Raw genomic sequence first — 16,584 nt, forward strand, 5'->3', positions numbered from 1 at the left:
CTTAAACTTTTTTAAAATTTTAACATTTTTGGTCAAATATATCTAATATTATTATTTTCGTATAACCTCAAAAATCGGTTTGAGGGTTTCTACTAGGGACCGTAAATTCCTAACTACGAAAGGGTTTCTTACGTGTGAAAATTTCACGGCAGCCTTTTTGTATGGGAATTTTTTTGTTCCTTAGCCTGAATGCTAAAAAAAGTACTGTTTTAATCCAATGAACACAAACTAACTGCTTATTTTCCTGCAAAATAATGTTATCTTTCAGACACCCCGTGACAGCTACACTCTTCCAATTGCAAAATTTCCTAATACAAAGTCCATTTACCTAATATNNTTAACAGTACACCTTATAAAGATTATTCACCAATAAATGAGAAACCAATTATATGGAGGGAAACTAATGAGAGAAATAAATTTTACTGTTAATGGCTCACCTTGTACTGTTTCGTGCCCACCGGCCAAAACTTTGCTGGACGTCTTAAGGGAGGATCTAAAGCTGATAGCCAGCAAGGAATGCTGTGGCAAAGGGGAATGCGGATCATGTTCAGTTTTATTAAACGGTGAAGTGGTCTGCTCCTGTTTGATTCTCGCAGGTCAAGTTGTAAATCAAGAAATAGTAACTTGTGAAGGAGTCGGATTAACTTCAAATATGGATGTTATCCAAGAATCATTTGTAGTAGAGGGTGCCACTCAATGCGGGTATTGTACGCCAGGCATAATTGTTTCTGCAAGAGCCTTTCTAAATAGAATCGATTATGTGCCAACGACTGATCAAATTAAAACAGCATTAGGGGGAAATCTTTGCCGATGTACCGGCTATACAAAAATTATTAAAGCCATCCAAACTGCAGCTGAAAAGGAAACCAAATTAATAGGAAAAGGAATTACGTAATGAAGGTTTCAGCCATTTTACTTTCTGCAGGGTTATCAAGCCGTATGAGGCCGCTCCCTCATAAAGGATTACTTCGATGGAAAGGAAAAACGATAATCGAACACCAGATTCAAATGCTGTTAAATTCAAATCTTTCAGAAACAATTGTTGTTGTTGGCCATGAGGCTGAGAAATTTTTTCCCATAACAAATCTATACCCCGTTAAAACGGTGTATAACGAGAACTTTCATCAAGGAAAATGCTCTTCTATCATTAAAGGGCTTCAATCGATCGATCGCGACTCTGACATGATATTAATTTCAGCTGTTGATCAGCCAATTGATAATTCTGTAATTAATCAGCTTATTCAATCACTTCAAAATTCAAATTGTTTAATTGCCATACCGTTAAATAATGGGAAAAGAGGACACCCTATACTATTCTCTAAAAATATTATTCATTCTCTTCTATCGATACAGGAAGAGACGCAAGGACTTCGTAATATTATTCGCAAATATGAAGACCAAATAGTGGAGTCTGTCATTGACAATACCCTTATTTCTCAAAATATTAACACTCCGATGGACTACCGAATTTCTCTAAAAATAAGCAANNCATTAAGATTATGTAAGGAGGTCTCTAAATGCTAGTTTCAGAAATTGACGTAATTTCTCCAGCTACATTAATGGAATGCCTTTCGATTATTTCTAATAAAGGCAAAAATTCAAGACTCATAGCTGGAGGAACGGACGCTGTTGTCCGTATGAAGGATGGAAAATGGCGTCCAGAAACATGGATTAATATTAATGGTTTAAAGGAACTGAGATTCATCCATGAAAAAAATGGAGAAATTCACATTGGACCGTTAACAACCCATACAGATATCGTCCACTCCCCTTTGCTTCAAGAAAAAGCTGATGTGCTTGTAGAAGCATCTAGAGAAGTTGGAGCGATTCAGATGCAAAACATTGGAACTATCGGTGGAAATATTGGCACTGCCTCCCCTGCCGGAGATACAATTCCAGCACTGTATGTGTTAAATACAGTATTGGAGCTAAGCTCGTTAACCAATAAACGACTTGTTCCTATTAATGAGTTTTTTATCGGACCAGGCAGAACCGTCCTAAAGGAAAATGAAATGATTACAAAAATCATTATTCAGCCCCAGGATGAAAATGAAATAGGGATATTCCAAAAGCTTGGACCGAGAAAAGCACAGTCAATATCAATTGTAAATGTTGCCATTTCATTATTAATGGTAGAAGGCCGTCAAGTTTTAAAAGGTAAAATTGCCTTCGGTTCCGTAGCCCCAACGATTATTCGTGCAAAAAAATGTGAATCGATTATGACGCTAACTCCATTGACAGACGAATTAATACAAAACATTGCAAAAATAGCCTGGAAAGAGGTTATGCCGATTACGGATGTAAGAGCAACAGCTGAGTACCGCCGTGATATGGCAAGTGCCCTTTTAGAGCGTGGACTTTATCGACTCATCAGGAGGTGGGAGAATAAATGAAACATACAAATGAACAAAGTAATAGCCGGGAATTAAATTGGATCGGAAAAAGAGTAAGAAGAATCGATGGACCTGAGAAAGTAACAGGTGAATTAAAATACATGACAGATTATCATTTTGACAATATGGTTTGGGGAAAGGTTCTACGCGCCAAATATCCTCATGCAAGAATTAAATCTATTCAAATTGAAAAAGCTGAACAGCTTCCTGGTGTCGTTTGTGTCTTAACACATAAGGATATCCCAGGCTTTAATGGATTTGGAATCGTTATCCCGGACCAGCCTGTGCTATGTTCTGATATCGTTCGCTGTACGGGTGATGCCGTAGCATTAGTCGCAGCAGAAACTGAAGAGATTGCTGAACAAGCGTTGGAATTAATTGAAGTTGACTATGAACCGATTGAGTTTGTGATAGATGCTGAAAAGGCGATGACCCCTTCATCACCTAAACTGCATCCGGATGGAAATATTCATAGCCATGTCATCATCAAAAATGGCGATACTGAAAAAGCATTTGAGGAAGCAGATATTATTGTCGAGAATACATTCTACTCCCCTCGACAGATGCACGCTTTTATCGAAACTGAAGGCGGATGGGGTGTAATGGATGAGGAAGGGTATATTACTATTCGCTGTCCTGGACAATATGCCCACCGTGACCGTGCGCAAATCGCACGTGCCCTTGCATACAACCCTGAAAGAATTCGAGTAATTTCCAGTCCGATTGGAGGTGCCTTTGGAGGAAAGGACGAAATTACCGTACAAATATACCTAGCGCTTCTTGCCATGTATACAAATGGCCGTCCTGTAAAGATCCATTTAAGCCGGGAAGAATCAGTAATCGCCGGGATTAAGAGACACCCATTTAAAGTGCATATGAAAACAGCGGCAAAAAAGGACGGTACTCTAATTGCCAATGAAGTAAGAGCAGTAGCTGACACGGGTGCCTATGCATCATTAGGTGGAGCTGTTATAGCTCTAGCCATTGAACATTCATGCGGCCCTTACAAAATTCCGAACGTAAACCTTGAAGGGTTCTGTGTGTACACAAATAATGGTATTGCGGGTGCCTTTAGGGGCTTTGGCGTTAATCAGGTTTGCATGGGAATTGAAACTCATATGGACATGATAGCCGAAAAACTCGGCTTAGATCCGATTGAAATTCGAAAGAAAAATGTTTATCACCAAGGCGAAATGTCTAGTTTAGGCCATATCGTCCAATCAAGCGTTGGCACGTATAAAACGCTTGAAGCCGCAGAAAATTGTGACCTCTGGAAAAACCGTGAAAAATATAAAAAAGAAGTAAGTGAACCATGGAAAAAGCGAGGTGTTTCGCTTGCTACGTCCTTTCACGGAATTGGCATGGGAATTGGACTGCCTGACTACGGTGCGGCTTCCATTGAGCTTCTTCCGGATGGTAAGTTCTTAGTGGCAGTAGGTTGCGAAGAGATTGGCGGAGGAAATAGTACTGCCTATGCGCAAGTGGCAGCCGAACTATTGAATTGTGATATTCATCTAATAAAAGTCGTCCAGGGTGACACGCTTCAAACACTTGATGGCGGAACGGTAACTGCTTCCCGCTCTACTTATACAGGAGGAAGAGCAGTTGCAACGGCAGCGCCAAAAATGGTAGATCTGTTAACTGAAACGGCAGCTCAGATACTTAATGTACCCCTAACAAGTATTGAAATTAAACAAAACTGCCTTACAGCCAACGGAGAAAGCCTAACCTATCAACAAATTTATAATTACCTGCATGAACAGCATCGGAATACAAGAATTGAAGGACATTTTATTCTCCCAAAAGAAAAGACTGAAATTAAAGGATCTGGCGGAGCCCCCCATCACCTGTACGGGTATTTAACCCATGTTGTTATGGTTGAGGTTGATACATTGACCGGGGAAACAGACGTTCTTCACGTAGTATCTATTCCTGATGCAGGGAAAGTTATTAACCCGCAAGGACTTGAAGGTCAAGCTGAAGGCGGTGCTGTAATGGGTATTGGCTACACCCTTTATGAAGATATAGTGATTGAAAACGGCTATCATAAAACAAAAAACTTTACTGACTATATTATTCCAACTATTAGAGAAACACCTATTATTGAAACCATCCCTGTAGAGGATGCCCCTGAACAATCAGGACCATTTGGCGCTAAAGGAATTGGAGAGGTCGTCATGATTCCAATTATTGCTGCTATCATGTCAGCTATTTACAATGCTACTGGGGCAAGGATTTATCATTTGCCTGCAACACCGGAAAGAATTTTTAATGCCTTAAAAGATCTAAAAAAACAAAAGGCTCATTCTGCTAGGTGATCATAATGATGAATCAAAAGTTATACAATCGATTAACCGAATCACTTAAACAGCGTCAGGATGTCTTTTTCATTACAATTACTGACCATTCAAATTCTCATTTGATAGGACAAAAAGCTTTACTATGGCCAAGTGGGGATATCTACTCTGAAACTCCCCTCTCCCCTGCTCTGCAAAATAAAATGTTGGAAAGCTGTGAAAAGCTAATTCGAAAAAAAAGATCGGGTTTGATTTCATTCCTTTTATTCGGGGATAACGTTGAATGTTTTGCTGAATACTATCCTATTCCAATTCACCTTATTGTAGCTGGTGCAGGTCATGTATGTGAGCCAGTCGTGGAAATGGGAAAAATGCTTGGTTTTTATGTCACTGTCATTGATGATCGAATTGAATTTGCCAATTGGGAGCGCTTCCCCAATGCCGCTGAGGTTTGCTGTCAATCGTATATTGACTATTTTCGTAATGTGAAATTAACGGATCATACGTATATTCTTCTAATAACAAGAGGTCATAAATATGATGTATTGAGTTTGCAAGAGCTATTAAAGCGGAAAGATAAAGCTGCCTATATTGGAATGATTGGAAGCAGAAGGCGAATTTCTGGTGTTTTCAACGAATTATTGCAGGACTTTCCAGGTGAAAGCTTTGATCATTTATTTACCCCAGTAGGGCTTGATATCGGTGCGGAGACCCCTTCTGAAATTGCAGTTAGTATTATGGCTGAAATATTAAAAGTGAAAAATCGAACATCAGGCAGCTCCTTAAGCAGCAGCATTCGGGAATATGCAAAAATGGGTTTTCATGAGGGGGCAGTAAATTGAAACCATTACAGCTTTTACAAAGAACAATTGATTTACAGAAAGGGGGTGAGAAAGCAGCTCTAGCAACTGTTATTAGAACTAAGGGCTCGACACCAAGAAAAGCGGGAAGTAAAATGATCATTTTCCCGTGCGGAAAAATTGAAGGTACGATTGGAGGTGGATGTGGAGAGGCGGAAGTCATTGAAAAAGCTTATGAAGTAATTAATAGCAGCAGACCAACTAAATATGTTGTCGATCTTACAAAAGGTTTATTGTATGAAGATGGTGGAATTTGCGGCGGTATTATGGATATTTTTATCGAACCGATATAGTTGATCATCATGGAGAAAAATATGAACCGAGTTGCACTTTCTTAAAGCATTTTTGGTTATTAAAAAGTTAGGAGTGAGCATTCATGTCCATGATTGAAAAGGGTTTAGGATCCAACCTCCCACCAACTAGAAATAACCTATTGGAAAAACTGTTCAAGCTCTCTGAAAGGAAAACAAATGTAAGAACTGAAATTCTTGCCGGTATTACTTCATTTTTAACGATGAGTTATATTATTTTCGTCAACCCTGCCATTTTAGCTGATGCTGGTATTCCAAAAGAAGCCGCACTTGCCGCAACCATTTATGCAAGTGTTTTCTGTACAATCCTGATGGCTCTCTGGGCAAATTACCCAGTTGCAGTTGCTCCTGGCATGGGCTTAAATGCCTTTTTTGCCTATACTGTCGTCCTCGGTCAAGGACTTACATGGCAAACAGCACTTGGAGCCGTATTTATTTCAGGGGTTGTGTTTTTGATTTTGACTGTAACAGGGGTCCGGCAAAAAATCGTTGATGGTGTCCCAGATGTATTAAAATCAGCAATAGCCGTTGGAATTGGTTTATTTATTGCATTTATCGGTTTAAAAAATGCAGAGCTCGTTGTTGCTAATGAAGCTACGTTTGTCGCTTTAGGAGATGTAACAAGTCTTGGCCCTCTATTAGCATTATTAGGATTCATTATTGCAGCCATATTAATGGCCAAACGTGTAAAAGGTGCCCTCCTCATTAGTATTTTAGCAACAAGTGTTATCGCTATGATCGTAGGCTTCATTAGTTTTCCGAAATCCATTGGTGATATCGTTTCTTTAAACCTTCCAAGTATGTCTGAAACCTTCCTGGCTATGGACATTATGGGTGCTATTGGATACGGAGTCCTCTCTGTTATTTTCTCTTTTACTATCGTTGAATTATTCGATAACCTAGCAACCTTAATTGGATTAACGAAGAAAGCAGGTCTTACTGATGAAAACGGTAAGATTGAAAATTTAGACCGGGCGCTTCAGGCTGATGCGATTGGGACAATGGCAAGTGCTGCTTTTGGAAGCACGGCATTAAATGCCTATGTGGAGAATGCAACCGGAATTTCAGAAGGCGGCAGAACAGGCCTAACCGCTTTAACAGCCGGTGTCCTCTTCTTTTTGGCTTTAATATTTGCACCATTAATTGTTTTCATCCCTTCTGTTGCTACTGCTCCAATCTTAATACTTGTTGGAGCATTAATGATTAGTGAAATTAGGCATATTAGCTTTGATGATTTTACAGATGTCATTCCAGTGTTTTTAACCATTGTTTTAATGCCACTTACATTTAGTATCGCGGAGGGCTTAGCATTTGGTTTCATTTCCTATACACTCTTAAAACTTCTAACGGGAAAGAGAAATCAAATTCATTGGATAATGTATATCGTAAGTGCAGCTTTTATTATAAACTTTATAATGAGTGCACACTAATGCGATAAATAAGTGAAAGAAGGGTATTGATTGAAGTTAACAAAAGAAATCATGAAACGAAGAATTGATGTAGCAGCCAGAAGAAAACCTGCAGATTTGGTTATAAAGAACGGGAAGATTGTAAACGTTTTCACTCGAGAGATTATTGAAGACGATATTGCCATTGTTGACGGCTATATTGCGGGGGTTGGCAAATTTGAAGGATTTGAGTCCATTGATGCATCAGGAAAATACATCGTTCCTGGCTTTATTGATGGTCATGTTCATATTGAATCTTCTATGGTCACCCCTCCAGAGTTTTGTAATGTAGTCCTGCCTCATGGGGTAACAACCGTTATGGCTGATCCACATGAAATTGCCAATGTTTCTGGGACAGCTGGTATTGATTTTATGTTGCAGGCGTCTGAAGAAATTCCGCTAGATGTTTTTTTAATGCTGCCATCCTGTGTTCCGGCTACTCCATTTGAAAATGCTGGTGCAACATTGAATGATGAAGATTTAAATCCATATTACGAACACCCAAGGGTTATTGGGCTTGGCGAGGTTATGGATTACCCTTCTGTCTTCCAAAATAGCGATGAAATGCTTAACAAACTAGAGAGTGCCAGAATAAAAGGAAAATGCATTGACGGCCATGCATCGGGACTTGATGCAAATGGTATTAATGTTTACATGGCTGCTGGGATACGAACAGATCACGAATGCGTAACAGCGGATGAAGCTCTTGAAAGACTTCGAAAAGGAATGTATGTTATGCTGCGTGAAGGTTCAGCCGCAAAAGATTTAGTTGAACTATTACAGGCAGTTAATGAAAATAATTCACGCCGTTGTTTATTCGTTACCGATGATAAGCATTTGGATGAATTAATTGATGAAGGAAGTATCGATTTTAATATTAAGGTAGCTATTAGGGAAGGAATTGACCCAATACTCGCTATTCAGATGGCAACCTTAAACGCAGCAGAATGCTTCGGCTTAAAGACGAAAGGGGCAATTGCTCCAGGATATGAAGCTGATATCTTAGTCTTAAATAATCTAGAAGCAATTGAGATTGAACAGGTTTTTAAAAGCGGAAAGCTTGTTGCTAAAAACGGGAAAGTAATCTCCCCTATCAAGTCAAAGGCTGCTCCCCCTCCTGCTATTATTAAAAGTGTAAATATGAATCAGATAAATAGTGAGGATCTAACAATCAGCCTAAAAGATAGCAGACGGGCCAATATTATTGAAATATTACCAAATATGATTGTAACAAATCATATCATTGAGGAAGTTGTGATTGAAAATGGCCTTTTTCAAGCAAATATTGAAATGGACCAATTAAAATTAGCTGTCCTTGAGCGCCATAAAAACACAGGCAACATCGGTCTTGGAATCATCAAAGGCTTAGGAATTATTAATGGAGCAATTGCTTCTACTGTTGCGCATGATTCACATAATATCGTGGCAGCGGGCACAAACGATCATGATCTTGTCAAAGCTATTAACTTAACTAGAGAGATGAACGGAGGTTTAGTTGTCGTCCAAAATGGAGACATTCTTGCTTCTCTTCCATTGCCTGTAGCGGGTCTTATGTCAAATTTGAATTACGAGACAGTTAATGAGAGTATCAATGAGTTAAATAAAGCCTTAATGACCATTGGCTGTTCCATGGAATTTAATCCGTTTGTAACCCTTTCCTTCCTGGCTCTGCCTGTCATTCCTGAATTAAAGCTTACAGATATCGGATTGTTTGATGTTAAAACCTTTAAACATATTGAGGTTGGTATCGATTCATCACATTAATTTACAAAAAAAAGGTGGTTCACTATAAAATAGCAAACCACCTTTTTTTATTTTTTCGTCAATTGTTCATTACCAAGTGATAAAGCCGCCCAGGCTGATTCGTCAGCAAAATATCTTGACCAGCTGGCAACCCCAGCTAAATTGTATTTTCTCGCTAAATCAGCCCGTTTCTTTAAGGAAAGCTCATCCTCTAGCCAGATTTTATAAGTCGTTTGTTCCTTTTCAGAATATATTTCAGCATAGTTTTGACCGCTGGCTTCGTCATAAACAGGAGTCAGTTCATTTGCTTTCAGCCATTGCTTTACTTTTGCCATTGATAGAGCTTTAGAAGAAACTTCCCCATTGTCTTTCTGCTCCCACAACCTCGTATATAGCGGAACACCCAGAATTAGCCTATCGTTTGGTACAACTTCAAGCAGCCTTTTTAGATTTTCCTCAACCCATGGCAAGCTCGCTACACTCCCCGCTTTTGGAGATGTGCCCCAATGCTCGTCATATGCCATGACTACCATATAATCAACGAGATTGGCGAGCTTATCTCTCTCATAAAAAGCAGACCAGTTCCCGCTTGTGGAAATAAAAGTAATATCCATGGAAACTACAAGACCTGCTTCATGAAAATATGGAACAGCTTCACGTACGAACTGAGTAATAAGCGGACCATCTTCAGGATTGACATTTTCAATATCCAAATTTATGCCGTTTAACTGATATATTTGGCTAAAATGGAGAAGCTGGCGAATCATTTTCTGTCTAGTTTCAAAATTCTTGAACGCCTCATGTGTTAAGGCCGGATCAAATGCATTGGAAAATAACCCCCAAACTTGATAGCCCTGATTTTGTGCCCAATTGACAAATTCAAGAGAACCGAGGTTTTTTATTCCCCCTTCTGGATCACCTAATTCAAACCATGTAGGTGAAATAACATTGACACCTGGCATAATGGGCATTTGGGCTGTGTCTGGATTCTTCATATAAACGGCCTCCCAAGTAAGCTGGATGGGCCCCTCAATTTTAGGTACAACCACTTCTTCATGAGTACGATTAATGATAACTTTTTCTGTTTCCCCAGTGGTTATATAATCTTTTTTTATATACCCTGCCACACCATTTTCTTTTCTAGCAAAATAGTAATCTTCCTTCTCACTTTCAACAAAAAGCATCTCACCATTCTCTACTTGCCCTGTATAAGGTGCCTTTAGACTGGCATCAGTTCGTAAACGAAGCTTTTCTTCATTCACTTCCTTATTGATAACCTTAGCATGAAGAATTTCCTGATCATTTTTCTTTATCCAAATAGCGTTTGTTTCTGGCATAATCTTGTACTCGAATGGATAATAAGTGAGTATTGGTTCGATTGCCAGATACATATCATGATCCTTAGTTTTAAACACGGAAAAGTGTAATTGAACAGGTTCTTCGTTTACATAATAGGTAAGCGATTCGGAAGGCATTTGAATAACTTTATTTTTTGTAGTGATAATGACGGAGTTTGATTTTTCATCAAAAGTGATGGCATCATCAAAATTGTCTTGTATGAAAGAGATTGGCAAATATACGCTATTTCCTTCAATTATGGCATTTCCAGATTGTACACCTTCATATAATATTGGGTTTTCCCCATGGAAATAAGATTCAGTTTCTTTAGATGCAAATGGGTATAAAAGTAAGATAATACTTGAAATGATTAAGAAACATGCAAACAAAAGCCCACCTGCTATCCATTTCATAGATAGAGGCTTCTTTTTATGAAATTCTATACGAGCCATTCCCTTTCCCCCTTAGGTCTATCGTAACGAAAAATTCAACTAATGGGAAGGCATTTTAGTGGAATTAGGCTTCCTTTATTCACCAAGTCCAACCATGGCTTTAAAAATAGTAATTTTTCTTTATTGACATGGCGTGATGAATTAAAAACATGGTACAATTACTCGTAGATATTATTGAAGGAGAATTTTTTATGGTAATAAACGGAATCATTATTGTTTTAGCTTATTTACTAGGGTCCATTCCATCCGGCTTAATTATCGGGAAGGTGTTTTACGGGGTCGATATTCGCCAGCATGGCAGCGGAAACTTAGGTGGGACAAACACTTTCAGAACTTTGGGAGTTAAAGCGGGCATGGCTGTTACAATTGCAGATATATTAAAAGGTACGGCTGCTGTTTTACTTCTCTTATTTATCGATGGTGACATACATCCGTTAATCGCTGGTATTTTTGCGGTTATCGGTCATATGTATCCAATATTTGCAGGATTTAAAGGTGGAAAAGCTGTTGCAACTTCTGGAGGTATTTTATTAGGCTATGCCCCTCCAATGTTTATCATCATGTTATTGGTTTTCTTTATTTGCTTATACATAACAAAGTATGTCTCACTTGCTTCCATGCTTGCGGCTATTGCAGCTGTCATTTATGCCTGCGTCATATGGGATCCGCCTCTCATAATTGTCGTATCACTACTGGCTTTCTTTGTCATTTATCGACATCGTGCCAATATTAAACGAATTATGAACAAATCGGAACCGAAAATAAAATGGCTTTAACAAATGAAAAGTTATTAAACAGCAGAAATCTAATTCTGCTGTTTTTTTCTTTATAAGGACTCAACTTTCATTTCTCAATAAATGATACAAAATAATACATATCCCGCTTTTTTTCGTCATAGATTAGATAGAAAACAATTTTAGAGGTGATAAATCTTGGTTTCTGTCCAATCCAATTTTCAAAACTTACAAGAAAATAGTGAGCTTTCAAATCCAGAAATTCATCAGGTCCCGAACATTACCGATAATCTGTCAAATGTAAGCAATCTAGCGGCAGTGATCGCTCATGAAATTAGAAATCCTTTAACAACAGTAAAGGGATATATCCAACTTATAAAACCTTATTTATTCGAAATGGGTATAGAGCATTATGCCGATATTGCATTAGATGAGATCAACCGGGCGAACGAACTGATCTTTGACCTTTTGAATTTATCGAAACCTCAAGTTAACCAAAAGAAGGCGGTTTCATTAAATCAGTTATTAAAGGATGTCACTAGGCAATACGAAGGTGAAAAAATAATAAACAATATAAAAATGGAAGTTCAGNNNNCTCATTATCCTTGCGAATGATAAGCAATTGAAACAAGTGTTAACAAATATAATAAAAAATGCAATCGAAGCGATTATGATAAAAGGCAATGAAAATTGTAAAAAACTCACTCTCTCTTTAAAAAAAGAGACATCCCAAGCCTACATCATCATTGAAGACAATGGCTGTGGGATGACAGCTGAAATACTCGAACATATTTTTACACCGTTTTATACGACAAAGGAATCCGGCACAGGAATCGGGCTCTCCATATGCAAAAAAATTATTGAAGCTCATAATGGAAGCTTTCATATTAGCAGCTTAGCTGGAAAAGGCACTAATATACAAATAAAATTGCCTCTTTATAATCAGAAAAGCGGAGCCTAATGGCTGCCGCTTTTTCACACTTTTAATAATTGAAATCTGCCCGTTCCAAAAACATCTTTTACAAAATCCAGCTTTGTATGTTCAAAATAGACTAAATCCTTTTGATGAATTAATAGGTGAATCCCTTCCACTGTAAACTCTTTGTCCTCACTCAATGGCCGCTCTTCCAGAGACAGCTTTAATTGGGGGCCGCCTCAGCCAATTCCCATTGATAAACGGATATACAACTTCTCCGTTTCATCCTTCTGTTCCTGCTTAATGGCATTCTCCATAATATTTACTGCACTTGCTGTCAATTTTATCATGTTATCACCTCTACTTCCTTAGTATATCGTATTTCCTTTCTTTCTTACGAGTATTCTAACTCAAGTTTAAAATATTGTCGAAAAATTCCTATTTTTGTATTATAGTAGATTTAATATGGCAATAAGGAGACTTTTATGAAAAAGAAATTATCGATTATTTCCTCTATTGTTTTTTGTTTAGCACTAATTATTTTATCAACTGCTCTGATTCTTAAAATGTATAATGAAAACGAAAATAGTAAAGCTTTTCCATTAACAGTTCAAGTACATGCAGCAAAACAAGCATCTGTTAGCCATAAGCAAATAATTGAAACAGTAACTCTTGGAGCAATTGGTGATATTCTAATTCATGATTGGGTTTATAATGATGCCAAAACGCAAAGTGGTTATGATTTCACCCCAATGTTTCAGCCTATTATACCTATTCTTCAGGAACCAGATATCCTTCTCGCTAATCAGGAAACAATATTAGGAGGAGAAGAATTCGGCATTTCTAGCTACCCTCTTTTTAACAGTCCCCAGGAAGTCGGAGATGCATTACTGCAAGCAGGTGTAGATATAGTCTCAACAGCAAATAATCACTCACTTGACAAAGGAGAAAAAGGGCTATTGGCTTCCATTGACTATATGGATAAAATCGGACTTCCTCATGTTGGCACATATAAAAGCCCAGAGGACCAGAAATCACTAATCATCCTCAATAAAAATGGAATTAAGGTTGCCTATCTGTCCTATACTTATGGGACAAATGGGATACCCATTCCTAAGGGTAAGGATTTCCTCGTTAATTTAATAGATAAAGAAGCAATGAAAGAAGAAATACACCGTGCCAAACAAGAAGCAGATGTCGTTGTCATGAGCCTGCACTGGGGAAATGAGTATCAGCGTTTCCCCACTGCTGAACAAAAAGAATTAGGACAATATTTAATTAATGAAGGAACAGATATTTTATTTGGTCATCACCCTCACGTACTACAGCCGATGGAATGGCTAACAGCACAAGATGGAAGAAAAGCACTAATTGTATACTCATTAGGTAACTTTCTTTCCGGACAAAATTGGGATTACAAGGATATTGGCGGGATGGTGACCATTAATATTACAAAAAAGGTGAATGAAAATGGCGTCTCCATTACACTCGACAACCCTAATTTTTTCCCAACCTATGTCTCAAAACAAAATCTTAGAAACTATCGAATCGTCCCACTAATCGAAGCAGAAGATTTCGGTTTAAAAAATGCACAAGAGAAATACTTAGAAATTCAGCAACATATGATCGGCAGTCTTTAGAAAACTTGAATTATTAGAAAATGTAATACAACTTTCAAATTTTCGGATTAGGTCTTCCTCCCTATCATATATAATACAGTTAGTAGAGCTTAGGGGGGATTTCATGTCACTAAAAACAAAACTCATTTTTGGTGTACTATCTACAATGATACTTATCATTGCCATTAGTACTGGTTTTACCTATATTTCTGTGAATCTATTTTCCGAAAATGGCCGGAAGTTAACAAATGGCCTTTCAACGGACGCTCAAAGGGATGTAAGTGGTTTTGCTGAGCATTACGCAGGTACTTTAACCTATCACGAAACGAAAAATGTTAAAGCATCTATAAATCAAATCATTTCACGTGCAAAGAGTGATTTAGCAACGATCGCTAGTTTTAATGAAGTTTATTCAGATAGTCCAGAGGAATTGGTCATTTTATTTGAAAAAATAGCAAAGCAGAATGAACTTATTTCTAATATGTACTTAGGTACTGAAAACAAGGAATTTTTCATTTATCCAAGCGACTATAATCTCCCTGATGATTATGATCCGACAGCTAGGCCGTGGTATGCACCTTTAAAGGAAAGTGGGAAAAATGACTACTTTATTACCGATGCTTATCTTGATGCCGGCACAGATACATATATGGTAACTGTCAGTATGCCTCTTTACTTAAATGACCGATTGTATGGTGTTCTTGGTGCAGATTTATCACTCGAAAAATTAACTGCATCTATTGCAAATACGAAGGTTGGAAATACTGGATATGTGATTTTAACCGATAAAGAAGGTGCCCTCTTAGCCTATAAAGAACATGATCTTGTTGCAAAAAATCAAAATATCTCTTCTCTGCCGATATTTAAAGAAAAAAGCAACGGCAACATTTATTTAGATATTAACGAAGTGACGTATGTTAGTGAAAAAGATGAGGAAACAGGCTGGCAAATTTTTTCAGTTCTGTCCCAAGATGAGATTAAATCCTTTTCCGAACAGATTTCGCAAAACATGAGTAATCGAATAGCAACTGCCGATAAGGAGCTTGAAGGCATCTTTTCAAAACTATTATCTATTCAAATTATTATTGTCCTGATCCTTCTCGCTATGTCTATTTTAATCAGTTTCTTTTTCGCTAAGTATTTCATCGGGCCTATAATTAAGCTATCCGATTTTCTAAAATCTGTAGCAAATGGTGATTTGTCTATGAAAATGGATATTAAGTCAAAGGATGAGATCGGTCATCTATTTCATTCTGTCAATCATATGATTGATAGCTTAAGATCGATGGCCAATAAAATGAATCAGCTTATACATAATGTCGAAAATGATTCTAAGATTCTAAATGAACAGGCAAATATTTCAACACATGTAACCAATACAGTTAGTTCTGCCATGGATGAAGTAGCGAGTGGATCTGAGCAGCTTGCTTCTGATATGGTAAATATCTCTACGCATGTAGAAAACAATGATCTAGCTGTCCGTTCGATGTCTGATCGAATCAGTAAAATTGTAGATCATGCAAGAGAGACGAAATCTGTTACATCAGAAGGACAGGCAGCGATGGAAAATATGAATAATAAAATGAATATGATTGTCAGTCAGTCTAGGGATTCTGCGACAATTATGAAAAAGCTTGATAATAAACTGCAAACGATAAATGATATTACCTTACTTATCCATGATTTATCTGAACAAACTAACCTCCTCTCCTTAAATGCTTCTATCGAAGCGGCTCGAGCTGGGGAACAAGGAAGAGGTTTTGCGGTAGTAGCACAGGAAGTAAAGAAACTGGCTGAGCAAAGCCGCCAATCTGTTGATGAAATATCTAGTCTTATTTCAGAAATACAGCTGGATTCATCAAAAGCTTTGGAAAATATTGATCTTGGCAGAGAATCAGCTGTTGAAGGTGCAGTAATGGCAAACGATACAGCGAAAAGCTATTCTAAGATGTTTCGCTTTATTGAGAGTCTCGCTCATGATATCGATGAAATCGCCAATGCAAGTGAAACACTTTCTGAAAGCAGCCAATCGATTTCTTCTTCAGTTGATAGTGTTGTATCCATTTCTCAGCAAACATCTGCAGGTGTTGAGGAGGTTGCAAGTATAACTGAAGAACAGAAACAATCTGTTCATGAAGTCAAGAAAATTTCTGAGAATTTACGCGAGCTGACAGACGAATTAAGAAAGTCTATTGAGCATTTTAAAATTGATTAGTAGAAATATTTAATATTAGATTTTTAAATGAGCCTGGTAAATCCATGGCTCATTCTTTTGTATAAAGTGAAACTTCAATCAGTGGGGGTTTTCTTTCATCCCCCACTGATTGTTAGTTGCGGCCCACAGGATGTGGGTCACACAGACGTTGCCACAGGATGTGGCGTTCTTAGTCTGTGTTCCTATATTCGGGCCTTTACGGGCAGTTGACATCCCACTTAAACTTCTTTGATTCATCTAAAGTTTTGAGGTGGGAGT

Annotated in this window: 15 protein-coding genes and 1 riboswitch; of the genes, 13 read left to right on the top strand and 2 right to left on the bottom strand. The window is 37.9% G+C overall.

Features of this window, described 5'->3' with window-relative positions:
- The first annotated feature begins 37 nt into the window (after positions 1 to 37).
- A riboswitch (purine riboswitch) is annotated at positions 38 to 136 on the top strand.
- A gap of 267 nt (positions 137 to 403) precedes the next feature.
- From V7164_RS22955 to ade, 8 genes are all read left to right on the top strand, one after another.
- Positions 404 to 895 carry a (2Fe-2S)-binding protein gene (locus tag V7164_RS22955; RefSeq protein WP_335355325.1) on the top strand — a complete coding sequence of 164 codons (492 nt, stop codon included), beginning with the start codon at positions 404 to 406 and terminating at the stop codon, positions 893 to 895.
- The gene (locus tag V7164_RS22960; RefSeq protein ID WP_335355326.1) at positions 895 to 1,524 is read left to right on the top strand and encodes a nucleotidyltransferase family protein; all 630 of its coding nucleotides are present in this window, start codon (positions 895 to 897) and stop codon (positions 1,522 to 1,524) included. The genes V7164_RS22955 and V7164_RS22960 overlap by 1 nt, the downstream gene beginning before the upstream one ends.
- Positions 1,518 to 2,393, top strand: coding sequence for an FAD binding domain-containing protein (locus V7164_RS22965; protein WP_335355327.1), 876 nt, complete (start codon positions 1,518 to 1,520; stop codon positions 2,391 to 2,393). The genes V7164_RS22960 and V7164_RS22965 overlap by 7 nt, the downstream gene beginning before the upstream one ends.
- The gene (locus V7164_RS22970) at positions 2,390 to 4,711 is read left to right on the top strand and encodes a xanthine dehydrogenase family protein molybdopterin-binding subunit (RefSeq protein WP_335355328.1); all 2,322 of its coding nucleotides are present in this window, start codon (positions 2,390 to 2,392) and stop codon (positions 4,709 to 4,711) included. Before V7164_RS22965 ends, V7164_RS22970 begins: the two co-directional genes overlap by 4 nt.
- Positions 4,712 to 4,716: 5 nt before the next feature.
- On the top strand, positions 4,717 to 5,532 hold the full coding sequence (locus V7164_RS22975) for an XdhC family protein (protein ID WP_335355329.1): 816 nt from the start codon (positions 4,717 to 4,719) through the stop codon (positions 5,530 to 5,532).
- Complete coding sequence (locus tag V7164_RS22980) at positions 5,529 to 5,843, top strand: XdhC family protein (RefSeq protein WP_335346946.1); 315 nt, start codon at positions 5,529 to 5,531, stop codon at positions 5,841 to 5,843. The genes V7164_RS22975 and V7164_RS22980 overlap by 4 nt, the downstream gene beginning before the upstream one ends.
- An 83-nt stretch (positions 5,844 to 5,926) precedes the next feature.
- The gene (locus V7164_RS22985; RefSeq protein WP_335355330.1) at positions 5,927 to 7,291 is read left to right on the top strand and encodes an NCS2 family permease; all 1,365 of its coding nucleotides are present in this window, start codon (positions 5,927 to 5,929) and stop codon (positions 7,289 to 7,291) included.
- A gap of 30 nt (positions 7,292 to 7,321) precedes the next feature.
- A complete protein-coding gene (gene ade / locus V7164_RS22990; protein WP_335355331.1) occupies positions 7,322 to 9,073 on the top strand; it encodes an adenine deaminase in 1,752 nt (583 codons plus the stop codon).
- 47 nt (positions 9,074 to 9,120) lie between these two features.
- On the opposite strand, the gene V7164_RS22995 is transcribed toward ade, so the two are convergent.
- A complete protein-coding gene (locus tag V7164_RS22995; protein WP_335355332.1) occupies positions 9,121 to 10,842 on the bottom strand; it encodes a glycosyl hydrolase family 18 protein in 1,722 nt (573 codons plus the stop codon).
- 191 nt (positions 10,843 to 11,033) lie between these two features.
- Between V7164_RS22995 and plsY the strand changes: the two genes are divergently transcribed.
- From plsY to V7164_RS23010, 3 genes are all read left to right on the top strand, one after another.
- The gene (gene plsY, locus V7164_RS23000) at positions 11,034 to 11,618 is read left to right on the top strand and encodes a glycerol-3-phosphate 1-O-acyltransferase PlsY (protein WP_335355333.1); all 585 of its coding nucleotides are present in this window, start codon (positions 11,034 to 11,036) and stop codon (positions 11,616 to 11,618) included.
- A gap of 156 nt (positions 11,619 to 11,774) precedes the next feature.
- On the top strand, positions 11,775 to 12,191 hold the full coding sequence (locus tag V7164_RS23005; RefSeq protein ID WP_335355334.1) for a histidine kinase dimerization/phospho-acceptor domain-containing protein: 417 nt from the start codon (positions 11,775 to 11,777) through the stop codon (positions 12,189 to 12,191).
- Positions 12,192 to 12,198: 7 nt separating this feature from the next.
- Complete coding sequence (locus V7164_RS23010) at positions 12,199 to 12,537, top strand: sensor histidine kinase (RefSeq protein ID WP_335355335.1); 339 nt, start codon at positions 12,199 to 12,201, stop codon at positions 12,535 to 12,537.
- A 14-nt stretch (positions 12,538 to 12,551) separates the two neighbouring features.
- Here V7164_RS23010 and V7164_RS23015 read toward each other — a convergent pair whose 3' ends face one another.
- Positions 12,552 to 12,692, bottom strand: coding sequence for a hypothetical protein (locus V7164_RS23015; RefSeq protein ID WP_335355336.1), 141 nt, complete (start codon positions 12,690 to 12,692; stop codon positions 12,552 to 12,554).
- Positions 12,693 to 12,977: 285 nt separating this feature from the next.
- Here V7164_RS23015 and V7164_RS23020 point away from each other — a divergent pair, with 285 nt between their 5' ends.
- On the top strand, positions 12,978 to 14,132 hold the full coding sequence (locus tag V7164_RS23020; RefSeq protein ID WP_335355337.1) for a CapA family protein: 1,155 nt from the start codon (positions 12,978 to 12,980) through the stop codon (positions 14,130 to 14,132).
- A 103-nt stretch (positions 14,133 to 14,235) separates the two neighbouring features.
- Positions 14,236 to 16,326, top strand: coding sequence for a methyl-accepting chemotaxis protein (locus V7164_RS23025; protein ID WP_335355338.1), 2,091 nt, complete (start codon positions 14,236 to 14,238; stop codon positions 16,324 to 16,326).
- Positions 16,327 to 16,584: the final 258 nt, after the last annotated feature.

It is taken from the genome of Bacillus sp. JJ1474 (assembly GCF_036965225.1).
Classification (GTDB): Bacteria; Bacillota; Bacilli; order Bacillales; family Cytobacillaceae; genus Cytobacillus.